The organism is Aestuariivirga litoralis (genome assembly GCF_015714715.1).
GTDB classification, from domain to species: Bacteria; Pseudomonadota; Alphaproteobacteria; order Rhizobiales; family Aestuariivirgaceae; genus Aestuariivirga; species Aestuariivirga litoralis_A.
On sequence record NZ_WAHS01000002.1, the window covers coordinates 222,762 to 248,366 of the forward strand.

General features: G+C 57.0%; 27 protein-coding genes. 13 read left to right on the forward strand and 14 right to left on the reverse strand.

Features of this window, described 5'->3' with window-relative positions:
• Nucleotide 1 precedes the first annotated feature (1 nt).
• Genes F8B91_RS12800 through motA form a run of 3 tightly spaced genes read right to left on the reverse strand, consistent with a single transcriptional unit; the run spans nucleotide 2 to nucleotide 2,209 of the window.
• The gene (locus tag F8B91_RS12800; protein WP_196504221.1) at nucleotides 2–403 is read right to left on the reverse strand and encodes a FliM/FliN family flagellar motor switch protein; all 402 of its coding nucleotides are present in this window, start codon (nucleotides 401–403) and stop codon (nucleotides 2–4) included.
• A gap of 12 nt (nucleotides 404–415) precedes the next feature.
• Entirely contained in the window at nucleotides 416–1,303 is an 888-nt protein-coding gene (locus F8B91_RS12805) for a FliM/FliN family flagellar motor C-terminal domain-containing protein (RefSeq protein WP_196504222.1), read from the reverse strand.
• 36 nt (nucleotides 1,304–1,339) lie between these two features.
• Nucleotides 1,340–2,209, reverse strand: a complete 870-nt coding sequence (motA, locus tag F8B91_RS12810; RefSeq protein WP_196504228.1) for a flagellar motor stator protein MotA — start codon at nucleotides 2,207–2,209, stop codon at nucleotides 1,340–1,342.
• 134 nt (nucleotides 2,210–2,343) lie between these two features.
• On the opposite strand from motA, the gene F8B91_RS12815 reads away from it, so the two are divergent.
• The 3 genes from F8B91_RS12815 to F8B91_RS12825 are packed head-to-tail and all read left to right on the forward strand — an operon-like array spanning nucleotide 2,344 to nucleotide 5,226.
• The gene (locus tag F8B91_RS12815) at nucleotides 2,344–3,129 is read left to right on the forward strand and encodes a DUF1217 domain-containing protein (RefSeq protein WP_196504229.1); all 786 of its coding nucleotides are present in this window, start codon (nucleotides 2,344–2,346) and stop codon (nucleotides 3,127–3,129) included.
• Nucleotides 3,129–3,857 (forward strand): flagellar hook-basal body complex protein, encoded by a 729-nt coding sequence (locus F8B91_RS12820; protein ID WP_196504230.1) that lies wholly within the window; start codon nucleotides 3,129–3,131, stop codon nucleotides 3,855–3,857. The genes F8B91_RS12815 and F8B91_RS12820 overlap by 1 nt, the downstream gene beginning before the upstream one ends.
• Before the next feature lie 31 nt (nucleotides 3,858–3,888).
• Nucleotides 3,889–5,226 (forward strand): FliI/YscN family ATPase, encoded by a 1,338-nt coding sequence (locus F8B91_RS12825; RefSeq protein WP_196504232.1) that lies wholly within the window; start codon nucleotides 3,889–3,891, stop codon nucleotides 5,224–5,226.
• A gap of 54 nt (nucleotides 5,227–5,280) precedes the next feature.
• On the opposite strand, the gene F8B91_RS12830 is transcribed toward F8B91_RS12825, so the two are convergent.
• Complete coding sequence (locus tag F8B91_RS12830; protein ID WP_196504233.1) at nucleotides 5,281–5,985, reverse strand: response regulator transcription factor; 705 nt, start codon at nucleotides 5,983–5,985, stop codon at nucleotides 5,281–5,283.
• Nucleotides 5,986–6,367: 382 nt separating this feature from the next.
• On the opposite strand from F8B91_RS12830, the gene F8B91_RS12835 reads away from it, so the two are divergent.
• The gene (locus F8B91_RS12835) at nucleotides 6,368–6,586 is read left to right on the forward strand and encodes a hypothetical protein (protein ID WP_196504235.1); all 219 of its coding nucleotides are present in this window, start codon (nucleotides 6,368–6,370) and stop codon (nucleotides 6,584–6,586) included.
• A gap of 122 nt (nucleotides 6,587–6,708) precedes the next feature.
• Entirely contained in the window at nucleotides 6,709–7,692 is a 984-nt protein-coding gene (locus F8B91_RS12840) for a diguanylate cyclase domain-containing protein (protein WP_196504239.1), read from the forward strand.
• 10 nt (nucleotides 7,693–7,702) lie between these two features.
• On the opposite strand, the gene F8B91_RS12845 is transcribed toward F8B91_RS12840, so the two are convergent.
• The 9 genes from F8B91_RS12845 to F8B91_RS12885 are packed head-to-tail and all read right to left on the reverse strand — an operon-like array spanning nucleotide 7,703 to nucleotide 14,218.
• The gene (locus F8B91_RS12845; protein WP_196504240.1) at nucleotides 7,703–8,086 is read right to left on the reverse strand and encodes a hypothetical protein; all 384 of its coding nucleotides are present in this window, start codon (nucleotides 8,084–8,086) and stop codon (nucleotides 7,703–7,705) included.
• Entirely contained in the window at nucleotides 8,073–8,600 is a 528-nt protein-coding gene (locus F8B91_RS12850; protein ID WP_196504241.1) for a chemotaxis protein CheD, read from the reverse strand. The genes F8B91_RS12845 and F8B91_RS12850 overlap by 14 nt, the downstream gene beginning before the upstream one ends.
• Nucleotides 8,597–8,986 (reverse strand): response regulator, encoded by a 390-nt coding sequence (locus tag F8B91_RS12855; protein ID WP_196504246.1) that lies wholly within the window; start codon nucleotides 8,984–8,986, stop codon nucleotides 8,597–8,599. Before F8B91_RS12855 ends, F8B91_RS12850 begins: the two co-directional genes overlap by 4 nt.
• Nucleotides 8,986–10,026 (reverse strand): protein-glutamate methylesterase/protein-glutamine glutaminase, encoded by a 1,041-nt coding sequence (locus F8B91_RS12860; protein WP_196504248.1) that lies wholly within the window; start codon nucleotides 10,024–10,026, stop codon nucleotides 8,986–8,988. Before F8B91_RS12860 ends, F8B91_RS12855 begins: the two co-directional genes overlap by 1 nt.
• Nucleotides 10,023–10,877, reverse strand: a complete 855-nt coding sequence (locus F8B91_RS12865) for a CheR family methyltransferase (protein WP_196504249.1) — start codon at nucleotides 10,875–10,877, stop codon at nucleotides 10,023–10,025. Before F8B91_RS12865 ends, F8B91_RS12860 begins: the two co-directional genes overlap by 4 nt.
• Nucleotides 10,877–11,335 carry a chemotaxis protein CheW gene (locus tag F8B91_RS12870; RefSeq protein ID WP_196504250.1) on the reverse strand — a complete coding sequence of 153 codons (459 nt, stop codon included), beginning with the start codon at nucleotides 11,333–11,335 and terminating at the stop codon, nucleotides 10,877–10,879. Before F8B91_RS12870 ends, F8B91_RS12865 begins: the two co-directional genes overlap by 1 nt.
• A gap of 8 nt (nucleotides 11,336–11,343) precedes the next feature.
• A complete protein-coding gene (locus F8B91_RS12875; protein ID WP_196504251.1) occupies nucleotides 11,344–13,557 on the reverse strand; it encodes a chemotaxis protein CheA in 2,214 nt (737 codons plus the stop codon).
• 10 nt (nucleotides 13,558–13,567) lie between these two features.
• Nucleotides 13,568–13,933 carry a response regulator gene (locus F8B91_RS12880; RefSeq protein ID WP_196504253.1) on the reverse strand — a complete coding sequence of 122 codons (366 nt, stop codon included), beginning with the start codon at nucleotides 13,931–13,933 and terminating at the stop codon, nucleotides 13,568–13,570.
• Between the two features lie 3 nt (nucleotides 13,934–13,936).
• Nucleotides 13,937–14,218 carry an STAS domain-containing protein gene (locus F8B91_RS12885; RefSeq protein WP_196504255.1) on the reverse strand — a complete coding sequence of 94 codons (282 nt, stop codon included), beginning with the start codon at nucleotides 14,216–14,218 and terminating at the stop codon, nucleotides 13,937–13,939.
• Between the two features lie 344 nt (nucleotides 14,219–14,562).
• Here F8B91_RS12885 and F8B91_RS12890 point away from each other — a divergent pair, with 344 nt between their 5' ends.
• The 8 genes from F8B91_RS12890 to F8B91_RS12925 all read left to right on the forward strand — a co-directional run bounded on the left by F8B91_RS12890 (nucleotide 14,563) and on the right by F8B91_RS12925 (nucleotide 24,415).
• Nucleotides 14,563–15,060, forward strand: coding sequence for a hypothetical protein (locus F8B91_RS12890; RefSeq protein WP_196504257.1), 498 nt, complete (start codon nucleotides 14,563–14,565; stop codon nucleotides 15,058–15,060).
• Nucleotides 15,061–15,136: 76 nt separating this feature from the next.
• Nucleotides 15,137–16,615: an O-antigen ligase family protein gene (locus tag F8B91_RS12895; RefSeq protein ID WP_196504258.1), complete on the forward strand. Its 1,479-nt coding sequence runs from the start codon at nucleotides 15,137–15,139 to the stop codon at nucleotides 16,613–16,615.
• Between the two features lie 167 nt (nucleotides 16,616–16,782).
• Nucleotides 16,783–19,071 carry a GumC family protein gene (locus tag F8B91_RS12900; protein ID WP_196504263.1) on the forward strand — a complete coding sequence of 763 codons (2,289 nt, stop codon included), beginning with the start codon at nucleotides 16,783–16,785 and terminating at the stop codon, nucleotides 19,069–19,071.
• Between the two features lie 3 nt (nucleotides 19,072–19,074).
• Entirely contained in the window at nucleotides 19,075–19,752 is a 678-nt protein-coding gene (locus F8B91_RS12905; protein WP_196504264.1) for a J domain-containing protein, read from the forward strand.
• A 1-nt stretch (nucleotide 19,753) separates the two neighbouring features.
• Nucleotides 19,754–20,974 carry a hypothetical protein gene (locus F8B91_RS12910; protein WP_196504265.1) on the forward strand — a complete coding sequence of 407 codons (1,221 nt, stop codon included), beginning with the start codon at nucleotides 19,754–19,756 and terminating at the stop codon, nucleotides 20,972–20,974.
• Nucleotides 20,975–22,003 carry an SDR family oxidoreductase gene (locus tag F8B91_RS12915; protein WP_196504266.1) on the forward strand — a complete coding sequence of 343 codons (1,029 nt, stop codon included), beginning with the start codon at nucleotides 20,975–20,977 and terminating at the stop codon, nucleotides 22,001–22,003.
• Nucleotides 21,963–23,300, forward strand: coding sequence for a nucleotide sugar dehydrogenase (locus F8B91_RS12920; protein WP_196504267.1), 1,338 nt, complete (start codon nucleotides 21,963–21,965; stop codon nucleotides 23,298–23,300). The genes F8B91_RS12915 and F8B91_RS12920 overlap by 41 nt, the downstream gene beginning before the upstream one ends.
• Entirely contained in the window at nucleotides 23,297–24,415 is a 1,119-nt protein-coding gene (locus tag F8B91_RS12925; protein ID WP_348641813.1) for a glycosyltransferase family 4 protein, read from the forward strand. Before F8B91_RS12920 ends, F8B91_RS12925 begins: the two co-directional genes overlap by 4 nt.
• Here the strand turns inward: F8B91_RS12925 and F8B91_RS12930 are convergent.
• Nucleotides 24,412–25,605: a DegT/DnrJ/EryC1/StrS family aminotransferase gene (locus F8B91_RS12930; RefSeq protein WP_196504269.1), complete on the reverse strand. Its 1,194-nt coding sequence runs from the start codon at nucleotides 25,603–25,605 to the stop codon at nucleotides 24,412–24,414. The two genes, F8B91_RS12925 and F8B91_RS12930, sit on opposite strands and share 4 nt — an antisense overlap.

Sequence of the window (25,605 nt, forward strand, 5' to 3'; positions counted from 1 at the left end):
GTTACATGCCTGCCGGGCTGGAAACGACTTCCTTGATCTTCACGGCAAGCTTTTCGTCTTCGCCTTCCAGCACGAACAGCTCACCCGTAGCCACCTTGCAGCCATTGACGATCACGGTAACGGGCTCGCCCAATTTCTGGTCAAGCCCCAGCAATGAGCCCGCCTTGAGCGACAACAATTCGGAAAGCGGAATGCGCGCCGTACCCAGCATCACCTGCACCGTCACCGGAACCTTGGCGAAAGAAGCGGCCATGCCGGTAAACGGCGTTGCCGCCGAAGCCTGCCCGACAGAAGCTTCTACCATTCCCAAACCTGCAGGTGCGTCCATGCCCATCGGCGATGCGGCCGCGAAAGGCTCCTGCCCGGCATTTTGAGTTTCGATCTGATCAAGTTCGGGTGTCATGGCTCAATCAACTTACAAAAGAGGGGAAGGAGGGTTGAAATCAGGATTGTCATGCGGCTCAAGCGAAACGTTGATGCCATCACCGGCCACATCAAGGCGGCCTTCAGAAATATGCTTGCTTTCAAAGAACACTGACACAGGCGAAGCCATGTTGATCGAAAGTGGAAAAACTTCGCCGGGCTTCATTGCCAGCACTTTGGCCAGCGGGAACATCTGCGGCTTCAGGAACACCGTGAGTTCAAATGGGCAATTTTCCAGCGTCTTCAGTGTGCGCTGGTCATCAATATCCGCGTCTACCGCCACAACATTGAGCGTCCTGGAGAGTTCTTCGCTATTGATATAAAGGGTAATTTCACCGGCCAGCGTGAAAACGTTGACGAGCAAGCGAAGCGCAATACAAGCCTCGACTTTGGGCTCGATCAGCTTCTGATCTTCAGTCTCCGGCTCGGCCTCCACCAGGACAACGTTATGCGCAGTTTCCGTTGCGGCAGGAATGGTGAAGACCAGCGTTTTCAAGACCGTGTCGCGCAAGCGGCGCTCGAACTTCGAAAGTGGCCGTTGTTCTTCACTTTCCAAATTGGCAGTGCCGGTGCCGCCCAGGCAAAGCTCGGCCAGCAGATAGTCAAAAGCCCGGTCAGCGTCGCTCCATACGCGCAGCAAGCCCCTGGGCGAAGAAAACCGGAAAAGATTGCCTGACTGGCGTGACGCTGGCAGGCTTTCCACCGATACCCCAGCGACCGAGCATTTCACCGGCGCTGCATTGAAGCCCTGCAACTCATTGGCGAAATTCTTGGCCAGCGCCTTGAAGAACAGTTCGTAAGCCGCAAGGCCGACCGCCTGGGCCTGGGCTTTGGCCCGGGCCCTGATCATGTCGGCGGTCAGTGGCTTAGCAACAGACATTCGCGTTCTTCAGTCCAATCAGTTCAAGTCGAAACTTTACGCGGCCTTCTTGGAAGCCGCTTCGATGGTGGCCTGTTCGAGTTCGTTGGCAGTCGGGCGTTCATAGGCAGACACAGCCTTGCGGCCATGTTCCACCGCCACTTGCGGCATCGAACCGTTCATGAAGGCAATAATGGTCTGCTTCACGATCATGTAAATGCGTACTTTCTTTTCACGCACGGTCTTGATCTTGGCCGAGATAGGCCCGAACACGCCGTAAGAGAAAAGAATGCCTGCGAATGTGCCGACGAGGGCTGAACCGATCAGCTCGCCCAGGATTTCCGGCGGCTGGTCAATGGCGCCCATGGCGTGAATAACGCCAAGAACGGCAGCCACGATGCCCAGAGCAGGCAGCGCGTCAGACATGGTGGTGACGGCTTGGTAAACCTTCAGCTTGTCGCGCATGATGGTGTCAATTTCTTCTTCCATCAGCGATTCAATTTCGTGCGGGCGGGCACTGCCAATCAGAACCAGGCGGCAATAATCGCAGATGAAGGTCACCAGCTCGGTGTTCTTCAAGACGGTTGGGTAGGCTTTGAAAATGTCCGATTCACCGGGCGCATCGATATGCGCTTCCATTTCGGATTTGGTCTTGGCCTTGAGCTCGCGCAGCAGCACGAACAGAAGGGCGAGAACGTCAACGTAATCCTTCGGCTTCGGCATCGATTCCGTGATGGCTTCCACCATGGCCTTGCCGGCCTCTTTCACGATCTTCATCGTGTTGCCAATCATGAAGGTGCCGACTGCAGCACCCAGAATGACCACATATTCATATGGCTGCCACAAAACGAAAACATGGCCGCCCATCATCGTGAAACCACCCAACAGGCAGCCAAAGAGAATCACAATACCGAGTATAAAATTCATGGAGTTCACCCTTCCCGGTGAAACCTAGAATCCTAAACTTGCGCCAGGCTTTTAACCTTTGGCTTCAGGCTTTGGTAAGGCACCGGCAAGTTGCTGTGCTTAAGCTTTCCGCCACGTGATACGATGGTGGAACGATGAGCCTCATTTCCAACTACACAATGATGACCGCCAATACGGACCGGACGCTGACCAATCTGGCCAAGCAGCCGCAGGCGGCACGCGACATCGCCTACTTCCAGGCCAATATCGGTACCATCAAGACGGTTGACGATTTTGTCGGCAATACCCGCATTTTCAATTTCGCCATGAAGGCTTACGGCCTGGATGACATGACCTATGCCAAGGCCTTCCTCAAAAAGGCCCTGAAAGACGGCGTGGCCACCAGCGACACCTTCGCCATGAAGCTGTCAGACCCGCGCTTCAAGGCTTTCGTCACCGCTTTCAATTTCGCTGCCAATGGCACCGCCACCACATCATCCGAAACGCTGAAAACCACCACCGTGGATAAATACAAGCAGGCTTTGCTGGAAGACTCTGCCGGCCAGCAGGATCCCAGCCTGAAAATCGCGATGTATTTCAAGGATAACATCAACAGCGTCACCAGTATTTACGGCATCATGGGCAACAAGGCGCTGTATCAGATGGTGCAGACCACGCTGGGTCTTCCGGCAGCCATGTCGAACATCGATATCGACCAGCAGGCCAAGTTCATCAGCGCCAAGTTCAACCTTGATGACATGAAAGACCCCAAGAAGCTCGACAACTTCGTGAAGCGCTATCTTGCGGTTTATGACATGACGAACAATACATCTGCGGCATCCAATCCAGCGGTGTCCATCCTGTCCGGTGACACCACGGCCACAGGTGTCAGCCAGAGCACCCTGCTCTCCCTGCAATCCTACAAGCGCTATAGCTTCTGATGGATACCAGCACCTACGTCGCACTTTCAGGCCAGTTGTCGCTGGAACGGCGCATGGCCACGCTGGCGCAGAACATCGCCAATGCCAACACATCGGGCTACCGCGCCGAAGTGTTGGATTTCAAGGCGGTCAGTTCTGCAACTGGCCCATCAATCACCAAATTCGCTCTTCCCGGCGGCTCGCATATTGACCGTTCGGTCGGCGGCCTGACCATGACCAAGAACCCGCTCGATATCGCCGTCAAAGGCGATGGCTTTTTCGGTTATCAGGATGCCAATGGCAATGTCACTTATTCGCGTGATGGCCGGCTCACGCTGGCCAGCGATGGCCGCCTGATCAATGGCAATGGCGATGCACTGGTTGATGCCCAAGGCTCTGCCGTGGCTCTTGATCCCAATCACCCTGATATCGCCATCGGTCCCGATGGTTCGATCATGCAGGCTGGCGTCAAGAAGGCGCAGGTTGCTCTTTATGATGTGGATTTCAGCGGCGGCTTTCAGCGTGCCCAAGGCGCAGCCTTCACGCCAACCAAGCCTGCTGCCGTCCTTACAGATTTCAACACCAATGGCGTAATCCAGGGTTACGTCGAGGACTCCAATGTCAACGCCGCCACTGCGATGACTAGCCTGATCCAGATCACCCGCGCCTTTGAAGCCATCAGCTCGCTGTCCGAGAAGGCCAGCGACGTGCAGAAATCGGCCATTGAAACTCTTGGATCAGCCCGCTGATCTGACGCTGCCTCCTTTCAGGTAAATCGCCTTGGCCATCAACGCCGTCAAAATTGAAGATTTCTTCGCCGAGATGAAAGCCGCGGATTCGCTGGTCTCCATAGAAGGCAAGCTCACGTCGATTGGTCCCAAGGGGCTCATCGCCACCGGTCTGTCGCATGTGACGGGCCTTGAAGATTTCGTTTCGATCAAGGGCAAGGCTGGCGACTTCACCGCCGAAGTGGTTTTCGTCGATCAGGACCAGATCATCGCCAAGCCGCTCGATGCCGATGCGCAGATTTATCTGGGCGACACGGTGCGTGCCATCGGCAAGCCGCGCTTCTTCCCGACCAATGAATGGAAGGGCCGCCTGATCAACGCGATTGCAGAACCTTTGGATGGCAAGGGCCCCTTGCCTTTGGGCCCCCGCCGCATTTCCTATGCAGGTAAACCTGTCGCCGCAGTGGACCGCGCGCCGATCACCAGAAAGCTGGTAACCGGTGTGAAGGCCGTCGATGTGTTCACGCCTATTTGTTACGGCCAGCGCATGGGTATCTTTGCTGGCTCCGGCGTAGGCAAATCCACGCTGATGGGCATGCTGGCCGCCTCCCCCGGATTTGATGTCGCCATCATCGCACTGGTCGGCGAACGCGGCCGTGAAGTCACCGAATTCATCCATGAAGTGCTGGGCGATACGCTGCAGAAATCCATTGTCATCATTGCGACCGGTGATGAATCAGCATCAATGCGCAAACGCGCCGCACTTCTCGCAACGTCTCTGGCCGAATGGTACCGCGATGAAGGTCAGAATGTCCTGCTGATGATGGACAGCCTCACGCGTTATGCCCAGGCATTGCGCGAACTTGCCCTCGCCGGTGGTGAACCACCCGTCTCGCGTGGTTTTCCGCCATCGGTTTTCTCGGCGATCCCGCAGATTCTCGAACGCTCCGGCCCTGGCTTGCATGGTTCCGGCACCATCACCGGCATTTTCTCGGTGCTCGTGGAAGGCGACAATCACAATGAGCCAATTGCAGATGCCGTGCGCGGTACGCTGGACGGCCATATCATTCTCGATCGCCGGATCGGTGGCCAAGGCCGCTTCCCCGCGATGGATTTGCTGCAATCGATCTCGCGTCTTCAGCAGAAGGCCCACACGCCGGAACAAGCCAAAACCGCTTCGGAACTGCGCAAACTGGTGCATCGCTATGAAGATTCGCGCGACTTGCGCGCACTGGGCGGCTACACGCCGGGCAAGGATCCTGATCTGGACCGCGCATTGAACATCGTGCCAAAGCTTTACACCACGCTGATGCAAACCCCGGGCGATGGTACTTTTACTGATGCCTTCTCCACGATAGCTTTGGCCTTGCAGCCGCCGCCCAAGCAATAGCAAAAAAGAAGGGAGCATTTCTGCTCCCTGCTCTGCATTCGAATTTCGAAAAGTTTAGGCGGCCACGGCCACCCGGCCCACCAGCTGGTAGCCGAGGAAACGCTGCGTATCGATCGGATCATAACCCAGATGCTGGCGCAGCTTCTTGCGCAGCTTCGAGATATGGCTTTCCACCACACATTCTTCGACGTTCTCTTCGAGAACACCGTAGATGGCGGCGAAGATTTGTGCGCGCGTCAGGCGGCGGCCCTTGTTGATGGCAAGATAATCGAGAATGCGGCGTTCGCGGCGCGGCAAATCAAGATTGGCGCCGTTCACTTGCGGGTCGCGGCCATCGCCATAAATGGTCAGGCCATCTTCACCCCAAAGAGCCGATTGTTCCTGGCTGATTTGGTCTTGCTGGATGCGGCGGCGGATAGCGCCGAGGCGGGCAATGATTTCCTTGGCGTGAACGGGCTTGCGCACCACGTCGTCAGCGCCGGCCTGGAAAAGCTTCAGGGTGGTTTCAAGGGCGGCAGCATCGCTCAGCGCGATGGCTGGAACCTGGCTGCGGCTCTTGATCGAGCGGGTCATGCTCTCGCGGGAGTCGAACTCTCCCAGCACGATACCTTCAACCGAAGCCAGATCAATGTCCGGGCAGGTCTGGAACCAGGAGATGAAATCATCCGGGTCAAATGAAATGGCGGAATAGCCCTCACGACCTATGGTTGTCTTATAGGCCTCGGCCACTTCGGAACGGTGATCAACAACAACTATCATTTTTACCCCTGTGGCCTTGGAAATCATGTCCAAGTGAGGGCAGGATGTGGCCAACATGGTAAACCATTGGTTAACGAGCTCCAGAAACGTCCCAAAACGTGCCAGTTTGTTCAGAAACGCAAGGTCTAACTAACTGTAAAAAGATGGAAAATGTTTTTTCCAAATAAATGCCCCATTTCGCCAGCCCAAGGCAGGAACTTTATGCCGTCAGAGCAAATCATTGCCAGCAAGACCTTTTGGGCACCCTTTCCACAACTCTAAAGGAGGGTGCGGAAATCATACCAGTCGCCATTAGGAATTTATTAGCAATCTGCCCCAGCTTCACGAAAGCTTGTCGGCGTATAACTGCAGCATCCATATCGTTTGTGTGTGAGTAATAAGCATGATTGATCAAGACTATGCGGCCATTGCCGCCGCCCAGGATTTTTCCACGGGCATTGCCGTTTGGCGCGCTTCGCATCAAAGCAAATCACCTGCTGCCCACGCTTTGCGCTTCAATGCCAGGGCCCGCACGCTGATTCCGTTGATGGTTGTTTCCATCCTGACTTTGGTGGATTGCGCTCTGTTGAGCTTCGCGCTCCTTCCGTCAGCCAACCTTTAGGTTCCCCAGCAAGTTAACCGGCGGGAAACCATCTCCAACTGCGTCCCGGCGAAATTAAGTACCTAATAAGGGATGAAGGCTTGAATGTCTTTTCACATCAGTGAAGACAGGAAACTTCAACCATGTCCGTCCGATTGAAATTGGTCGAAAACCTTGGCGAGCCGGATTTGCACGCCGAAAACACCGCATTGCGCCAGCGCATTGCACTGCTGGAGGAAGTGATCAACAACTTCCCGGGCGGCATCTTGTTGACTGACAAGGACCTGAATGTGCTCATCTGCAACGACTATCAGCGCAGTCTGCAGGATTATCCCGAAGCCCTGTTCGAGAATAATAATCTCACGTTGTCAGATCTGTTCCGCTTCAACGCCGAACGGGGGGAATATGGCGATTGCAATACCGAGGAAATAATCGCCGAGAAAATGGCGCTCGCCGCAAAACATGAAGCGCATCATTACGAGCGCACCCGCCCAAATGGAAATGTGGTGGAAGTGCGCGGCGTTCCGCTCAAGGCGGGTGGCTTCGTCACCAGCTATATGGATGTCACGGAAAATCGTCGGCATCAGGCCTTGGTGGCCGACTTGGCACTGACCGATCCTTTGACAGGTCTGGCCAACCGCCGCTTGCTGATGGACCGCTTTGAACAGGCATGTGCGCGCGCCAAACGCGGCGAAAGCTTCGCCGTTCACTATCTTGATCTCGACCACTTCAAGCCGATCAATGACAAGCATGGCCACAAGGCCGGCGACGCGGTGCTGCTTGAAGTAGCCAAAAGGTTGAAATCCGCCACCCGCGAGACTGACACGGTCGCGCGCATCGGCGGTGATGAATTCGTTGTGCTGCAATCCAGTGCCAATGCCGGAAAGTCAGCAAGGCTTCTGGCCGGACGGCTGGCCAGCGCCATTTCATTGCCCATTCTTTTCGAAGATCAGGTCTTGAATGTCACGTCGAGCATCGGCGTGACGGTATCTAGCGATGGCAATTCAACACTGGATGACTTGATGAAATTGGCGGATCACGCGCTTTATCAAAGCAAGCGCAACGGTCGCAATGGTGTGACGCTCAACCAGCCCGCCAGTGAACAATTGCGCATGAAACGCGTGTGACCGGCAGAGTCTAACCGAAATCGAAGAGATGCACTTCGCTGTCTGCGGCCTGCTTCTCTTCGACCACAGTGCCTTGCAGGATTGAGCCGATAAGGGCGCCCAAATTCATGCTGTCTTTGACACGTGACGTCGGCACATTCACGTGCTCCGGCACATGCTCTGCCAAAGTGGTGAGCAACCGCCCCAGATTTTCCAGCGACTGACGCGCCAGATCCAGTTCCTGCAAATCTGGAAAAGTCTTTTGCTCTGGCCCCAGCGACGACACCAGCAACGAAACGGCGTTTTCAATACGTCCTGCCGAGAGCGCCAGCGCGCCTTGCACTTCAGCCACACGGCTGATCGCCAGCCGCAGCGAAACGCTATCGGCTTTCGCGCTATTGTCAGAAAAGCTCAACGTCGCCTCCCACTGGCGTTGCCGCCAATGCCTTTTGAATTTTCATCTCATCAGCAGGCGCTGCGATAAAGGCCTGCCTTGCGCGGCCGCTCGACGGCCAGAACTGAATGCGTCGGCCAGAATTTCCGCCGACACTTTCGCCTACGATGGGGATGCCCTCAGCTTGCAGGAAGCGCTTGGCAAATTGGATATTCTTTTCGCCAATTTGTTCAACGATGCCGGCCACGGTGTTGGCGCCACCAAAAATCTTGGCGTTGAGGTCCCGCTTGTCCACGCCTTTTTTAAGCAGGCCGTTAATCAGAAGCTCCATGAGATAGACACCGTGCCGCTGCACGATACCGCCCGTCCCGTCATTATCGCCGGGCAGCAAAAAATGATTCATTCCGCCCACCGCGCGTTTGGTGTCAAACATGCAAACGGAAACGCAACTGCCCAGCAAGGTGGAAATCACCGCGCCCGGATCTTCGCTCACGGCGAACTCGCCTTGCACGATATTGATACGACTTTCCGTCATGTAAGCTTGCCTACCACCTGCTCCACGCAAAGGCGCAGGCTTTCATTGGTAAAAGGCTTGGGCAGAAAATTATTGAGCCCGAAGCGTTTGCCGGATTCAATAAGCGCACGATCGCCGCGCCCGGTCACCAGAATGAATCCCACACTCTTCGTCGGCGCATTTTGGCGTAGTGCTTGCAAAAGCTGGATGCCGTCCATCTTCGGCATGTTGTAATCCGAAATCACCAGATGGCATGGTGATGTCATCATCAGTTTCAATGCCTGCTCGCCATCCTGCGCGACCTGGACATCCTTGATCCCAAAAGACCAAAGTCCGTCGCAGATCAGCATCCGGCTGACCGTCGTATCATCGGCAACCATTACCCTCAATTGCTGTGCGAATGGCATTATGCTGCTCCTTGAGCTCGGGCATTCGTCATGCCCATGATTTCGGCGGCGATTGAATTGATCGGCTTCTGGATTTGGACGGCTCCGATTTGATGGGCTGCTTTGGGCATGCCGTAAACAACACAGGTTGCTTCGTTCTGCCCAATGGTAGAGGCCCCGGCCTGGCGCATTTTAAGGAGACCTGCGGCACCGTCAGTGCCCATGCCCGTGAGAATAACGCCAACAGCTTTGGCTCCGGCAAAGCGGGCCACGGAACCAAACAAAACATCAACCGAGGGGCAGTGGCCATTGACCAATTCGCCCGCGACGAGACGGCATTGTAATGTGCCGCGGCCAATAACTTCCAGGTGCAGATTGCCTCCGGGTGCGATGTAGACATGGCCGGGCCGCAACATGGCGCCATTCTCAGCCTCTTGAATGCTCGGAGCACAAATCCGGTCCAGCCGGTTGGCCAGCGTACGAGTAAAAGTAGGCGGCATATGTTGGGTGATGACGATGGGCGGGCAATTTGCCGGAAGCTTCGTCAGGATCGCCTGGATGGCTTCAACGCCTCCAGTGGAGGAACCAATGGCGACGATTTTGTCATCCGGAGCGTGGTTCGCATGCACGGCGCTATCTCTGGACACGGTTTCCGGAACAGACGGTTGCACTCTTGCTCTCGCCGCCGCCTTTACCCTCAATGCCAGCGTCTGAAAGGTATCCGGATGCTCAGGGGAAGGCTTCACAACGCAGTCCACGGCACCAAGACTGAGGGCTTCAATCGCAACTTCACCGCCTTTTGCAGTGAGAGTAGAAACCATCACCACTGGCATGGGTCGAAGTTTCATGATCCGGTCAAGGAAATCGATGCCATTCATGTCAGGCATTTCAACATCAAGGGTGATCACATCAGGGTTGAGTTGCTTGATCATCTGCCGCGCCACCAAAGCGCCATCGGCAGTTCCCACAACCTCAATGTCGGAATCCGCCAGCAGATGTTGCCGGATGATGAGTTGCATCGTCTTGCTGTCATCAACGATGAGAACGCGAACCTTGCTCATGCGGAAGCGCGCTCCACTTTGCGGTAGGTGGTAATGCCGTCCAACGCCAGAAGCTTCGTGGCATCGCCCGAAATGCGCTCGGAATGGCCGATATATAGCACCGCATTGGTCGGCAGCAGCGCCACCATGCGGCTCCACAGCTTGGCCTGGATGTCCTGTGTGAAATAGATCATCACGTTCCGGCAGAAAATCGCATCGAACGGGCCCTTCATCGGCCAGCTCTCCATGAGATTGAGCGGCCGGTACTCGATCATGTTCTTGGCGGCATCATCAATCTCAAAATGTTCGGAATGTTTCTCGGTCCATGCATTACGCATGTCGGCCGGGATACCAGAAAGCTCTTCCAGGGGATAACAGCCTCGCTTTGCGATGCTCAAAACCTTGGTGTTGAAGTCGGTGGCAAGAATGCGAACATTATGCGCACGTGCATCAGGCAGCGCTTGCAGAATTTGCAGTGCAATCGAATAGGGCTCCTGTCCGGAGGAACAGCCGGCCGACCAGATGCGCACCCGACCGCCTTCCTTGGCCCGCGCAACCAGCGATGCAAGAATCTTGTTCTTCAAATGGGTGAAGTGATGATCTTCGCGAAAAAACTTGGTGACATTTGTCGTCAGGGCTTCCGCCATCTGGTGCAGCTCGTTTTGGCCATTCGCCGAATTCACCAATTTTATATAGTCATCGAAGTTCTGCAGATTGAGAGCACGCAGGCGCCTCACCAGGCGCGAATAGACCAGTGTCTGCTTGGAATCGGGAAAGTTGTTCCCAGTGATTTTTTCCACAGTGCTTGCAATCTGGCGGAAATGCGTCTGCGTAAAACGAAACTCCGGATTGGTTGTTTCAGCTGCGCTCATCAGGCGGCCTTCCGTTCATGGCTGGGCAGAACATCCTGCAAGGAAAGCAGGCTGATCATCCTGCCTTCCAGTGTGACAATGCCGCTGACAAAGCTGCGGGCAACCGCGGAGCTCACATCCGGCGTCGGATGGATCAAGGCGGCATCAACTGAAATGATGTCCGACACCATATCCACGAGAAGCCCCGTCATCCGGTCCTGATCCTGCACCACGATTACGGCGTGGCGGGCCGAAGGTTCAGACTTGCCCTTGGCCAACCGGGCCGGTAGATCAATCACCGGCAACACAGTGCCGCGCAGATTGATCACCCCGATCACGAACGGCGGCGAATGCGGAACCGGCGTGGCCGGTGTCCAGCCGCGGATTTCGCGCACCTGGATGATGTCCACGCAGAATTCCATTTCGCCGACCATGAAAACGATCAACTCGCGGGCCGGTATGGTTTGGTCTTTAGTCATTCGTACTCTCAGCTTGCCTTTGCCCATTTCGATCCAGCTTCCATGCGCTCGCGCTGCTTGGAATCTGCGATTGTTTCAACATCGAGGATCATCGCCACACGCCCATCGCCCAGGATGGTTGCGGCGGCCACACCCGGCACCGGGCCGTAATTGTGCTCGAAGCTCTTGATCACCACTTGGCGCTGGTCAAGGATGCGGTCCACCAACAGGGCGCTGCGCGAATGGCTTTCCGTATCAACCAGAATGGCAACACAACCTGTCGGCTTCACCGCTTCAGCGCGCACATTCAGCGCACGCCCCACATCCACCAGCGGCACCAGACGCTCGCGCACGCGCATGGCATAGCTGCCTTGGCCGAGATCCAGGATCATGCTGCTTTCGGGTTGCAACGTTTCCACCACGGAAGTCAGCGGAATGATGAAAATCTCATTCGCCACGGAAACCACGATGCCGTCCAGAACTGCCAGCGTCAGTGGCAGGCTGAGTGTGAAGGAGGAACCCTTTCCAGGCGTTGAACTGATATTTATTCTACCCCCCAGCGCCTGGATCGAGCGGCGTACCACATCCATGCCCACGCCACGGCCGGAAATCGCCGAAACAGTGGTGGCGGTAGAGAAGCCGGGCAGAAATAGAAGATTGTCGATTTCGCTATCAGTAAACTGCGCGTCCTGCGGCACCAGATTCTTGCGCTTGGCAATTTCCAGCACCTTGGGGCGGTTGATGCCTGCGCCATCATCCTGCACGGTGATCACCACCTTGCCGGATTGATGCGCTGCCGTCAGCCGGATGGTGCCTTCTTCAGGCTTGCCTGCAGCCAATCGGTCGGCGGGGGATTCAAGCCCATGGTCCACCGCATTGCGGATCATGTGGGTCAGCGGGTCCGCCAGTGATTCAATCACCGTCTTGTCCACTTCGGCAGCTTCGCCCTCGGTCCGCAGGCGCACATTTTTTCCGGTGGAGTCGGCCACTTCGCGCACAATACGCTGCATGCGCTGGAACAGCGATTTCACCGGCTGGGCACGAATGGCCATCACGCTGTCCTGCAGGTCGCGGGTCAGGCGTTCAAGTTCTTCAAGCGAAGCAATGGCTTCAGTTCCCGTGGCCGCAACAGCCGGGCTGATACGCTGCGCCAGCATCGCCTGGTTGATGACCAACTCGCCAACCAGGTTGATCAGCCGGTCCACACGGTCCAATTCGACACGAATGGTCGGTGCCGGGCCTGATGGTGCAGGCTTGTCCTTTTGCGTAGCTGGTGCTGCCACTACAGGCGGAACAATTTCGGCTGCAACAGACGCGCGTATTTCTGGCGCTACAAAAGCCGGGAGTTCTGGCAGGGGTGCAAACGCCGCCGGAGCGGGTGCGGCCTCGGCGGGCATGATCACAGCTGGATCAAACATGGGCGCCTCCGTCAGGGGAACAAAAGGGAGAGCACCGCCTGAGCCATTCAGCAACGGCTGGATATCGAGATCACACGTGCCATCCACAAATTCGAAAACATCAGACACATCTTGTACGGAGGCCTCCGTCTCCAGCTCAATGGTGAAGGCAAGATAGGATTCGCTCACTTGATATGAGGCCAGATCCGGCAGCCGCGACGCGTCACAGGTGATCTTCATCGTGCCCAGTTGCTTCAACTGACGGAACAGGAGCAACGGCTCGTTGGCATTGCGATACAGATCGGCATGCGGGCGGAATTGGATGCGGAATCCACGCGACACTTCAGGCAGCATCGCTCCTCCCGCCGGTGCATCGCCCGGCAGGTCCAAGGGCAAATCAATTGAAATCAGCGTGGGCGCAAAATCAAAACTGCCGAAATCCTCCTCAGGCTCGCTCTCAACACTGGCAGCAGTGTTGTTGAGTTCGCCTAAAACAGCAGCATATTTGCTGGCGTCAATCTCCGCGCCCTCGCGGCACAACGACACGAGATCAGAAAGAATATCAGCCGAGCGCAGCAACAGCCGCATGACCTCCGGCTCCGGCACAAGCTGGTTGCTGCGAATTTTATCCAGCACCGTTTCAAAGGCATGTGCAAAGGACACAAGCTCGGCCAGTTTGAACGCGCCCGCACCACCCTTGACGGAGTGCACGGCGCGGAACACGGCGTTGACGGTTTCGGAAGAGTGATCCCCTTCCTCCATCGTCATCAGGCCCTGCTCGAGAGCCTGCATTTGTTCTTCGCATTCCTGGAAGAACGTATCCCTGATGCTTGCCATTTGATCCATGGGAGAAACCTCAGGCCACCACGCGTTTCACAACTGAGACAAGCTTTTCCGGCTCAAACGGCTTGGTGATCCAGCCCGTCGCACCGGCGGTGCGTGCCTTCTGTTTTTTCTCGGCATCACTTTCAGTGGTCAGAACCAGGATCGGCACCATCTGCTTTGAAGCATCCGCGCGCACCGCTTCGATAAAGCCAAAGCCATCCATGCGCGGCATGTTGATGTCGGTGATGATACAATCGGGCTGGCAGGTGGCTAGCACTTCAACGCCATGCACGCCGTCTTCAGCCTGCACCACATTCATGCCGGCAGCGGTGAGCGCCAGGCGCAGCATGTCGCGCATTGTACGCGAATCATCGACGGTCAGAACCGTAAGCGTCATATTTTATCCCTCCATGATGCTGGTGACGAGCGTGTCGGCACCGGCGGAATTGAAAGCTTCGCGAAGATGCTCTGAAACGCCGGATAGGGTGAAGGGCATCTGGTGCCTCTGCCATTCCGCTTGGGTGACCATCAGCAACTGCATGAACAGTGTTGAAGGCTTGCTCACGCCTGCCAGGTCGATGCGCAAGGCCTTGCCAATCTGGGTCTGGATGCGACCCAGCAATTGCTCAAGCTGGGCGGTGCCATGCGTATCGTCGATGGTAAGTGTGTTGATGTCGGTCATGTCACAGCCTTTGCGTCCTGGGCAAAAGCCAGCATGGATGCCTGTGGAGTCATGCGGGTGCCCTTCCAATATTGGGCCGTAAACTCGCAGATTAACCTGTTGTGAAGCTGTAGAGTTGCGGCGCTTTGCTGATTACATTTTTAAGTCGCATTCTCACTTGGCTCGCGAGTCGCTTCAAATCCATCGCGCTCAAATCTTCATGCGGCATTTTGAAAAACCAGCACAAACAACGCAACCGACAGGAACAACTTAAAATTTTTATCAAGAAATTAACCGATCTCACCTAAATCCTGTTGCTGAAATACGCAGGGGATCAATCCTTGCACCAATCAGATGGGGTTCACATGGGTAAGTTTGTCGTTTCTCTCGCCTGCGCCACGGCGTTCACAATCGTATCGGCTGCCGCTGCCACGTCGGTCGCTGGCTTGGGCCCCGTTGCCGGCAAGGTCCTGGTTGACCAGGGTTCAGGCTTCGCTCCTGCTTCAGGTACAATCGAACTGCATCAGGGCGACCGCGTATTTGTCGGCCAGAACAGCTCGGCCACCATCAATTACGGCTCTTGCAGCCTGATGATCAAGAAGGCCACGGTTTACTCCGTCGCTGCCGCAGCACCTTGCGCCAAGAATGAAAAGACGGCTTCCCTGCAAGATGATGGCAATGTGGTCATCACCCCGGCCAATTGGGGTGCAGCTGGCGGTGGCGGCGCCTCCTTCTTCTCTGGTGGCTCCGCAATATTCTACGCCGCAGGCGCTGCCATCGTGAGTGGTGCCATCTATGTCGGCGTGTTCCGCCCCGGCGTACATAATGGCGATTGCAACTGCGGCCCAGTGAGTGCACCCTGATCTGAACGCCTAAAACGAGTTATGAATCAAGCACTGCTTTGGCAGTGCTTTTTTTATGTCTAATGTGATGGCTGACATGGATTCGAATCTCAAACCGCCCTCTGCCGCCATCACGCAGAGCCTCTGGCCTCTCGCTTTTTCAGCCTATCTGTGCTTCATGCTGGTCAGTGGCGGCACATCTTTGCCCAGCGATACGGTGATTTATCTGCAATCGGCCTTGAGCCTTGCGGTTCTGGTAGCTGCTTTGTCGCAACTTGCCGCACGTGGTCTCCCTTCGAAATTGGCCGTCTATGCAAGCTGGCTGGCCATTTTCAGCGCAGCCTTGCCGCTGCTGCAGCTCATTCCGCTGCCTCCTTCAGTCTGGAGCCAGCTTGCCACCCATCAAGTGGCCCTCAAGAACATCGCCTTGCTCGGTGCCGTCCCGTCTTTCATGCCTTTGAGCCTCGCACCTGAGCAAACAAGGCTTGATGCCATCGCTTTGCTTCCGGCGCTAGCCAGTTTTTTCGGCACACTCAGCATTCCCCTGCGCCGGATCCCGTCTGCCATTTGGGTCATCTTGGCCTGCGCGCTCGTCAGCCTGGTCTTGGCCTTGCTGCAAGTGGCACAGGGCGAGCTTTCGCCCTTCTATCTTTATGGTGCAGAGCCCGGCACCGGCACGGGCACTTTCAGCAACCGCAACTTCTTCGCAGCCCAAGCCTATATCGCCCTGGTTTTTATCGGGGCTCTTGCCGCACACCTAAAGCAGAAATATCGCTGGCACGGCGGCCTCGTCGCACTTTTTGCAGCGGGAGGCATGGCGCTGCTGCTGGTCAGCCTGGCGCTTGCCGGTTCGCGCAGCGGCATCGTGCTTGCCATGCCGGCCATCGTCTTCGCCTTGCTCCTGCTGTACGGCGGCACAGCGGCCCTCAACCTCAAGACATCAGCGGTCACTCTTGTGGCCGTCATCGCCAGCCTCTTTGTCATCGGCCAGAGCAGCATGCTGGGCCTGTTGCGCCTGGCCAGCGGCGATCCCTTCTCCGATGCGCGTGCTGGTGTCGCGCGGGCTTCATTGTCACTGCTGAAAAACACGCTGCCGCTGGGTTCGGGTTTCGGTAGTTTTGTGCCGCTCTATCAAATGATCGAAACGCCAGCGATGCTGCAATCGCAATTCATCAATCACGTGCACAATGACTGGCTTGAATTGGCCATCGAAGGCGGCGCACCAGCGCTCCTCCTAGAAGCGTTCTTTGTGATCTTCATGGTCTTCGGCATCATCCGCGTCTGGCGTTATGGCCGTGGCGGCACCACCGCCATTTTCCAGCGCGCAGCTTCACTCGCACTGCCTTTGCTGCTGCTGCACGCGCTGGTCGATTTTCCGCTGCGCACCCCGGCCTTGCTCAGCCTCTTTGCCTTTTGTGTAGCATTGCTCACCCTGCCGCCCGATGTGGCCCCGCCGATGACGAAGCCAAATCGCACCCGCACCGGTTCAAAAACGCCGCCCAAACCGGGCCATACACCAGCAACACCCGCACCCTTCCGCCGGCCAGACGCGCCCTTCGGTCCCAAGTCACGCTGACCCTGCCTCAGGGTTGCGCGCGCGTCTGAAAAGAGAGCCCAAAACCCACCCCGTTAACTAAGGTTAACGGCCCCCCGCGATAGAAGTAGGTCTGTGATTCTGCCGCGCATTTGCCGCGGCTCTCCCGTTTGTTGCATTCGCGTTCAAGTCAGTGGCTGGAAAACGAAATGGCACAAATGAACTCTCTCGGAAAAATGCCCGCCCCCGATCAACGGGCGTTAAGCGCCGATGCACAACAGGGAAGTGCGCTTGACTATCTGCGCGAGATGCAGGTTCACGCCAACACCAATTATCCAGGCCAGGAACAACTGCAGGAATCTGCGGGCTTTGACCTGCAGAAATACTACCGCATCTTCAACAAGCACCGCCGCATGATCGCGGGCATCACCGGTGCCGCCGTCGTGGCCGCCGCTGTGATCACCTTTCTGATGACGCCCATCTACCGCGCCACCGCATCGATCCAGATTGATCGTGAAGCGATGAACGTCATGAAAGTTGATGGCCTGCAGCTCGATGACGCGCAGGTTGGCAGCATGGAATTCTACCAGACGCAGTATGAGCTTCTGGGCAGCCGCTCACTCGCTGGCCGCGTCGTCTCCTCCATGAGCCTGCTTAACGATCCGACTTTCACCAAGCCCAAGAAGTCGCTGGTGGGATCCGTCATGGGCCTGCTTCATCTATCGGATTCTGACGCAGATGCCGATGGCGCCGCTGACACAAAATCCCGTCAGGTCACTGACCGGCTGTTGAAAGTGCTTTCGATTTCTCCGGTGCGCGGCTCCAAGATCGTAAAGATCAGCATTGATCATCCCAATCCCGCCACCGCGCAGAAATTGGCCAATGGTTACGCCGAAGCTTTCATCGCCGATAATCTGGACCGGCGCTATGATGCCACTTCTTACGCGCGCAAATTCCTCGAAGACCGTTTGCAGCAACTGAAGGTCAAGCTCGAGGATTCTGAAAAGCAGATGGTCAAATATGCCCAGGACCAGGGCATCATCAGCATTGACGATGGCAAGTCCCTGTCGTCTTCTGATCTCGAAGCGATCAATGGCAAGCTGGGCGACATCCGCACCGAACGCATCAAGAAGGAACTGCTGTGGAAGCAGGCGCAAGCAACCGACGGCATCGGCCTCAAGGAAATTCTCGACAGCCCCGCCATTCAGGAAAACCTGAAGCAGAAAGCCCAGCTGGAAAGCGAATATCAGGAAAAACTCTCCACCTTCAAACCCGCCTTCCCGGCCATGCTGGAACTGAAAAGCCGCATCAAGGAACTGGACCGTCAGATCGGCAACGCCGCCAGCGCCATCAAGCAATCCATCGAAGCCTCCTATCTGGCCTCTAAGGGCGAGGAAGAACGCCTGCAGGCCCAACTCGATGCCAGCAAGAACGAAGTGGTGGACCAGCGCAACCGCTCCATCCAATACAACATCCTGAAGCGCGAAGTGGATACTAACCGCGCACTCTATGATGGCCTGTTGCAGCGCTACAAGGAAATCGGCGTGGCCGGCGGCATCGGTACCAACAATGTCTCGGTGGTGGACCGCGCCACCCAGCCGAAAGACCCGCGCTCACCCGTGCTCTGGCTCAACATCGCCATTGCGGCCTTGGGCGGCCTCGTTCTCGGCGGCCTGATCGCATTAGGCCTCGATCACCTCGATGACAGCTTCAAGTCACCGGAAGATCTGGAACGTGAACTGGGCATCGCGGTCATCGGTATTGTGCCCACGCCCGGCCCCGGCTCGTCCATCGAACAGGAAATGGCTGACCCGCGCTCCGGCATGGCGGAAGCCTACCGCAGCTTGCGCACCGGCCTGCAATTCTCCACCAGCGAAGGCCTGCCCCGCACGCTGCTGATGACGTCAAGCAAGCCTTCGGAAGGCAAGACCACCACGTCGATCAACATTGCTGAAGCTTTGTCTCATATCGGCCTCAGCGTGCTGCTGATCGATGCCGATCTGCGCAACGCCTCGGTGCACAAGCGCCTCGGCATTTCGAATGAAATGGGTCTCACCAATTACCTCACCGGCAACAAACCACCCGAGGAAGTTGTGCAAGCCACCGCCAATGAAAAGCTGGTGATCATGACATCGGGCATGCTGCCGCCCAATCCGGCAGAGCTGCTCATCGGGCCGAAATTCCCCGCGCTGCTCACGCTCGCCGCCGAATCCTTTGATGTGGTGATCGTCGATGGCCCACCGGTCATGGGCCTTGCCGATGCGCCGATCATTTCCAACATGATGCAGGCCACGCTGATGGTGGTGGCCGCCAATGAAACCACACGCGATACCGCCAAGACGGCGCTGCGCCGCCTCGGCCAGGCACGCGCCAATGTCATCGGCGCGATCCTGAACAAGTTTGATCTGAAGCATTCCGGTTATGGCTATGGCTACGGCGAATATGGCTATTACGGCTATGGCAACGACACGCCGCAGCTCACCGAAAGCGAGGCATGATCCGTGTCGGCCACCTCCATTGATCTGGCCCTTGCGGCCTATCAACAGCCGGCGCGCCTGCGCCTGCTGCAGAGCCAGGCTGCCGGTCCCGATATTCTGATGCTGATCAAGATCGCCGCCGGCGATGCCGAAGCCACCACACATTGGGCAGCGCATTACGCCATCCCCGAAGCCACGCTGCTGGAAGCCTCGGTCTTCTACCTGCGCAGCATGATCGCCGCTGCGGGTTCCGATCCATACAAATTATTGTGCCTCAAGCCCGGCGCGACGTTGGAAGATGTAAACATCCACAAACGCTGGCTCTTGCGCTGGTTGCATCCGGACCGCAATGGCAGCGCCTGGGAATCGGGTCTTTTCACCCGCGTCGCCACGGCGGCCCGCACGCTGGAAAGGCATTTGAAAACTGAGCCCGGTGCTGCTCCCATCGTAACCACCAGCGTTGAGCGCAAGCCGGTCTTCGATCACAAACGCGCGCGCTTCACCCACATGCAGCGCATGCAGCAGCGAAGCACTGCGCGCCACACGGCGGATTTTCCCGTCACGAAGCCAAAGAAGCGTTTGCGCTTCGCCACTATAGCCACCATCGCGGTGATCGGGTCGATCGGCCTGTTCACCATCAGCCGCCTCAGCCTCGGCGCGCATGGCGACTTCACCTTCGCCAACATTCTGTGGCGCGGTTGACATGAGCGCGCGCACACAAACGTCCCGCTTATCCAATCTTCTGCCGGTCAGCATGGCCGCTGCAACCACGCTGGCACTCGCCGCCACGCTGGCGCTCGGCCCGCTGCGCGCCGACCGCACCTTGACAGATCCCGTTCTCATGGAGGCCGATCCTGTCGGCGCCCTCAAAGCCCTCACGCCGGATCAAGTCGCCCAACTCACATTGCGCGAAAAGCAGCGCCTGCTGGCCGAGCCGCTTGATCTCCTCGCACTCTCCAATCTCACAGTGCTGAATGATCTCGCCGGCAACGCCGCTGCATCCAAAGCCATTTCGCTGGAAGCGGCTAGCCGTTCACAGCGCGATTCCGTCACCCAGCTCAGCGCCATCACCAGCTATCTGAACGCCAAGGACTATAAGAACGCCTTCACCCATCTGGATGGTCTTTTCACCAGCCGCCCCGACATGGCGGAAAAAATGTTCAGCAGCTTGCCCGCATTGTTGAACGACCAGAAGGCCGTTGCTGCACTGGCCGACATCCTGAACCGTCAGCCACCCTGGCGCGCCGCTTTCACCTCATGGCTGATCCAGAACGATACCAGCGGTGAAACCGCCTTCGCTCTGTTCAATGCCTTGCGCAAGGTAGACGGCACTGTTGAACCCTCCGAGACGCGCGCTTTCGTCACCCGGCAATTCACCCAGGAAAATTACGACAAGGCCTACTTCTACTGGCTGGATGGTCTGTCACAGAACGAGCTTCTGAAGCTCGGCAACATTTTCGACGGCAGCTTCACGCTGGAACCGCACAACCAGTATTTTGGCTGGAACATCCTTCCACTGCCCAATGCCGAAATCACTTTGGTGCCGCGCAATGATCCGCAGAAATCCAACGCCCTGCATCTGACCTTCTACAACAACACACAAAGTTTCGAGCACGTCTATCAGGTGCTCCATCTGCGCCCAGGCAATTACACGCTCGCAGGCGAATGGTCTTCCAGCCGCTTGACCAGTCCCGCTGGCCTGACCTGGACAATTTCCTGCCTCGAAAGCACCACACAGATTGCGGCCACCCAGAGCTTCAACAGCGCATCACCGCATACCGGCTTCTCTCAAGCTGTTACCGTTCTGCCTGATGCCTGCAACTTCCAAATTCTGCGCCTCGTCAACGCCAGCAGCGCGGCACTGGATGCCAAGATCGACGGCGACCTTGAATTCAGCAACCTGACCATCGCGGAGCAGAATTAGATGCTCGCCACGCTGCTCAGTAAAGACAAAGGCCCCTGGCTGGTCACCGGTGGGGCGGGCTTCATTGGTTCCAACATCATCGAAACCCTGCTGGCTCATAGCCAAAGCGTGCGTTGCCTCGACGATTTCTCCACCGGCTACCGTGACAATCTCGATGCTGTGGTGAACAAGCTGGGCCTCGCCGCCGAGCAAAAACTCGAAATCATCGACGGTGATATTCGCGACTACGCCACCTGCCACAAGGCGGCGCAGGGCATCACCCATGTGCTGCATCAGGCCGGCCTCGGCTCGGTGCCACGCTCGCTGAAAGATCCGGTCGCCACCAATAGCGTCAACATCACCGGCTTCCTCAACGTACTGGAATCGGCACGCCTCGCCAAGGTGCAAAGCTTCACTTACGCCGCCTCCAGCTCAACCTATGGCGATGAACCGAACCTGCCGAAGATTGAAAGCCGCATCGGCAAACCGCTCTCGCCTTACGCTGTCACCAAATATGTGAATGAGCTTTACGCACAAAACTACGCGCTGGTCTACGGCTTCAGATGCATCGGCCTCAGATATTTCAATGTGTTTGGGCCAAGGCAGGATCCCGATGGTGCATACGCCGCCGTCATTCCGAAATGGATTCTCGCGATGATGAAGGGTGAGCCCATCACCATCAATGGCGATGGTGAAACCAGCCGCGACTTCTCCTTCGTCGCCAATGCCGTGCAGGCCAATATTCTCGCCGCCACCGCGAAGGACGAAGCCAAGGCTGAAGTATACAACATGGCAGTGGGTGGCCGTACAACGCTCAACCAGCTTTTCACCACACTGAAGGAAGAGCTTCACAAGATCGGCATCATTTATACACGTGATCCGGTCTATGCCGACTTCCGCGCCGGCGATGTGCGCCATAGCCAGGCCGATGTCAGCAAAGCACAGACGCTACTGGGCTATGCGCCCACTCACAATTTGCAAACAGGAATCAAGGAGGCCCTGCCGTCCTATGTTGAATACTTTTCAAAACAAAACACACGCAGCCATTAGGCCATCGACCGAGTACGTCACGGCGGAAAAAATCGCCGTTGTGGGTTTGGGCTATGTCGGTCTTCCCGTCGCAGTCGCGGCCGCCGCAAAATTTCCCGGCGCCATCGGCTTCGATATTTCAACGCGCCGCATCGACGCATTGTTGAAAGGCGAGGACGCCACTGGCGAGATCGAGCCTGAGCGTTTGAAAGCGAGCGGCCTCACCTTCAGCACCATGCCGGACGCGATGAAGGGCTGCACCTTCTTCATCGTCACTGTTCCTACGCCGATCGACAATCAGAACCGCCCAGACCTCTCGCCCCTCGACAAGGCCTGCGAACTGGTCGGCCCCGCGCTCACGCCGGGCAGCATTGTGGTGTTTGAATCCACCGTCTATCCTGGTGTCACCGAAGATTACTGTGCGCCCCGTTTGGAAAAGTATTCCGGTCTCAAGCGCGGCAGCGGCTTCAAGCTCGGCTATTCGCCTGAACGCATCAATCCCGGCGACAAGGAACACCGTTTCGAAAAAATCCTGAAAGTGATTTCCGCTGAAGACGCAGAATCCCTCGCCCGCGTGCGCCATGTCTATGGTTCGATCGTTGAAGCCGGGCTCTTTGAGGCCAGTTCCATCAAGGTCGCCGAAGCCGCCAAGGTGCTGGAGAACACCCAGCGCGATCTCAACATCGCCTTGATGAATGAATTGTCGCTGATCCTGGACCGCATGGGCATCAGCACGCGCGAAGTGCTGGCAGCCGCAGGCACCAAATGGAACTTCCTGAAATTTTCGCCGGGTCTTGTGGGCGGTCATTGCATCGGCGTTGATCCCTACTACCTTACCGCTGCCGCCGAAGGCCTGGGCTACCGGCCCGAAGTGATCCTTGCCGGCCGTCGCGTCAATGACGGCATGGGCGCTTTCATTGCTGAGAAATCCGTGAAGCTGATGCTGCAGCAAGGCCTCAACCCCAAAACCGCGAAAATCGGAATCTTCGGCGTCACCTTCAAGGAAAACGTGCCGGATATCCGCAATTCAAAAGTTTTCGACATCGTGCGCGAGTTCAAATCCTATGGCCTCACGCCGCTGCTGACTGATCCGCTGGCGCAATCCAGCCACACCATGCATGAATATGGCGAGGAAGTGAGCGAGGCCCATCTGCTCGATGATCTGGATGTGCTGCTGTTCGCCGTGCCGCACCTTGAATATGCGGGTGATCTTGCGGGCCTGCAGAAAAAACTCAAACCCGGCGGCATTCTCGTCGATGTGAAATCCGTCATCGCGCCATCCCAGCGCCGCAGCGATATCGTTTATTGGTCGCTGTGAACGGCAAGAAAGTCATTCTTCTGGGGTCGCTGGCCGAATCCCTGATCAATTTCCGCAAAGACCTGATCCTCGAACTGGTGAAGCGCGGCCACCGCGTCATCGCCGTCGCGCCAGATATGGAAGATGCCACAGCCGCAAGGCTGAAGGCGTTGGGCGTGGAGGGAAAGTGCGTGAGCTTCTCACGCACCGGTATGAACCCGTTTTCAGACCTGAAAGGCATCGCGCGGCTGCTGGCGTTTTTGCGCGCAGAAAAGCCTGATGCCCTCATCGCCTACACCGCCAAACCAGTCATCTATGGCCTGCTCGCCGCGCGCCTCTGCGGTCTCAAGCATGCAACAGCGATGATCACCGGTTTGGGCTTTGCTTTCACACCCGGCCCTGGCATTCGCCGCAAACTGGCGCGCGTGGCCGCCAGCGCGCTCTACCGCCTAGCCCTTCCCGGCGCCAGCCATGTCGTCTTCCAGAATGATGATGACTTATCGCTGTTCAAGGCCAATGGATTTCTGGACGAAACGCAAAAGCTCACCATCGTCAACGGCTCCGGCGTCAATCTCGATGATTTTGCTTCAGCGCCGCTGCCCGCGCCACCTCACTTCCTGATGATTGGTCGCCTGCTCGGTGCCAAGGGCGTGCGCGAATACGCCGAGGCCTCGAAGCAATTACGTGCCGCATATCCTGAGGCCACCACCAGTCTCGTTGGCTGGTTGGATGGCGGGCCTGATTCCGTTGCGCAGGCCGAGCTTGATCAGTGGTGCAAAGGCGGAATGAACTTTTTCGGTAAGATGAGCGATGTGCGCCCCGCGATCAAAAATGCCAATGTCGTAGTGCTGCCGTCCTACCGTGAAGGCACGCCGCGCAGCGTGCTGGAAGGCATGGCCATGGGCCGCGCCATCATCACCACCGATGCCCCCGGCTGCCGTGGCACTGTCGCAGAGGGCGTGAACGGATTCAAGGTCGCACCGCGCGAAGTGGCACCACTGACGCAAGCGATGTTGAAACTCGCGCAAGACAAGAAGTTGCGCAGCACCATGGGCAAGGCCTCGCGCCAGCGCGTTGAAGCGCTCTATGAAAGCCACGCCGTCGCCATCGCAACAGCAGATGGATTAGGGTTCTAGGCCTGCGCTTCCGACAACACTTGCGCGAGTGCGCCGCAAGTCTTGTCGATCTCACGCTCTGTCAAAGTCGGATGCACCAGGAACATCAGGCTTGTCTCGCCCAAACGTCGCGCATGTGGCAAGCGTTGTGCAGGACGCCAAGGCGTGCCATCAAAGGCATTCTCCAGATAAATCTCGCTGCAGCTGCCATGATAGCAGGGCACTTTAAACGCATTGATTTCCGATACAATGCGATCGCGGCTCCAGCTGGGTTTCAAACGCTCAGGATTCACATGAATATAAGCTTTGTAGAAGGCATGCTCGTGGCCATCAGGAAGGTGCGGAACATCCACGCATGAAAAGCGTGATGCCGCATCCCAGATGCGCAGCGCATTTTCTTTGCGCTTGGCATGCCACTCATCCATCAGCGTGAGTTGAATGCGCCCCAGCACCGCCTGCATTTCCAGCATGCGCCAGTTGGTGCCGATCGAATCATGCACCCAGCGAAAGCCCCGCGGATGCTGCGTGTCGTAAACCGAATCCCAGCTCTTGCCGTGATCCTTGAATGACCACATGCGCTGCCACAGGCCCTCGTCATCGCAGGTCACCATGCCGCCTTCGCCGCCGGTGGTCATGATCTTGTCCTGGCAGAACGACCACGCCGCCACATCACCGAAAGTGCCCAGCGATTTGCCGTTGATCGCACCACCATGGGCCTGCGCGCAATCTTCAATCACCTTGATGCCACGTGGCCGCGCCAGCGCCATGATCGCGTCCATGTCGCAAGGCTGCCCCGCCAGATGCACCACAATGATCGCTTTGGTGCGCGGGCTGAGCACCGGCTTGATCGAGGCGGCGGAAAGATTGCCGCTGGTAGGATCAACATCGACAAACACCGGCGCGGCACCAGCATTCACCACGCAGGATACAGAAGCAATGAAACTGCGCGGCGTGACGATCACTTCATCATCGGCAGCACCGCCATTGACGCGGCCCACTTTCAATCCATGCAGCGCCAGATCCAGCGCCAGCGTTCCATTGGACAGAGCGATGGCATGCTTCGCACCCATCCAGGATGCGAATTCCTTTTCGAACAGGCGGCCTTCTTCGCCCGTCCAGTAATTCACCTTGTTTGACATCAACACGCGCGAAACGGCTTGCGCTTCATCTTGCGTGAAATTTGGCCAGACTGAAAATCCACTATTGAGCAT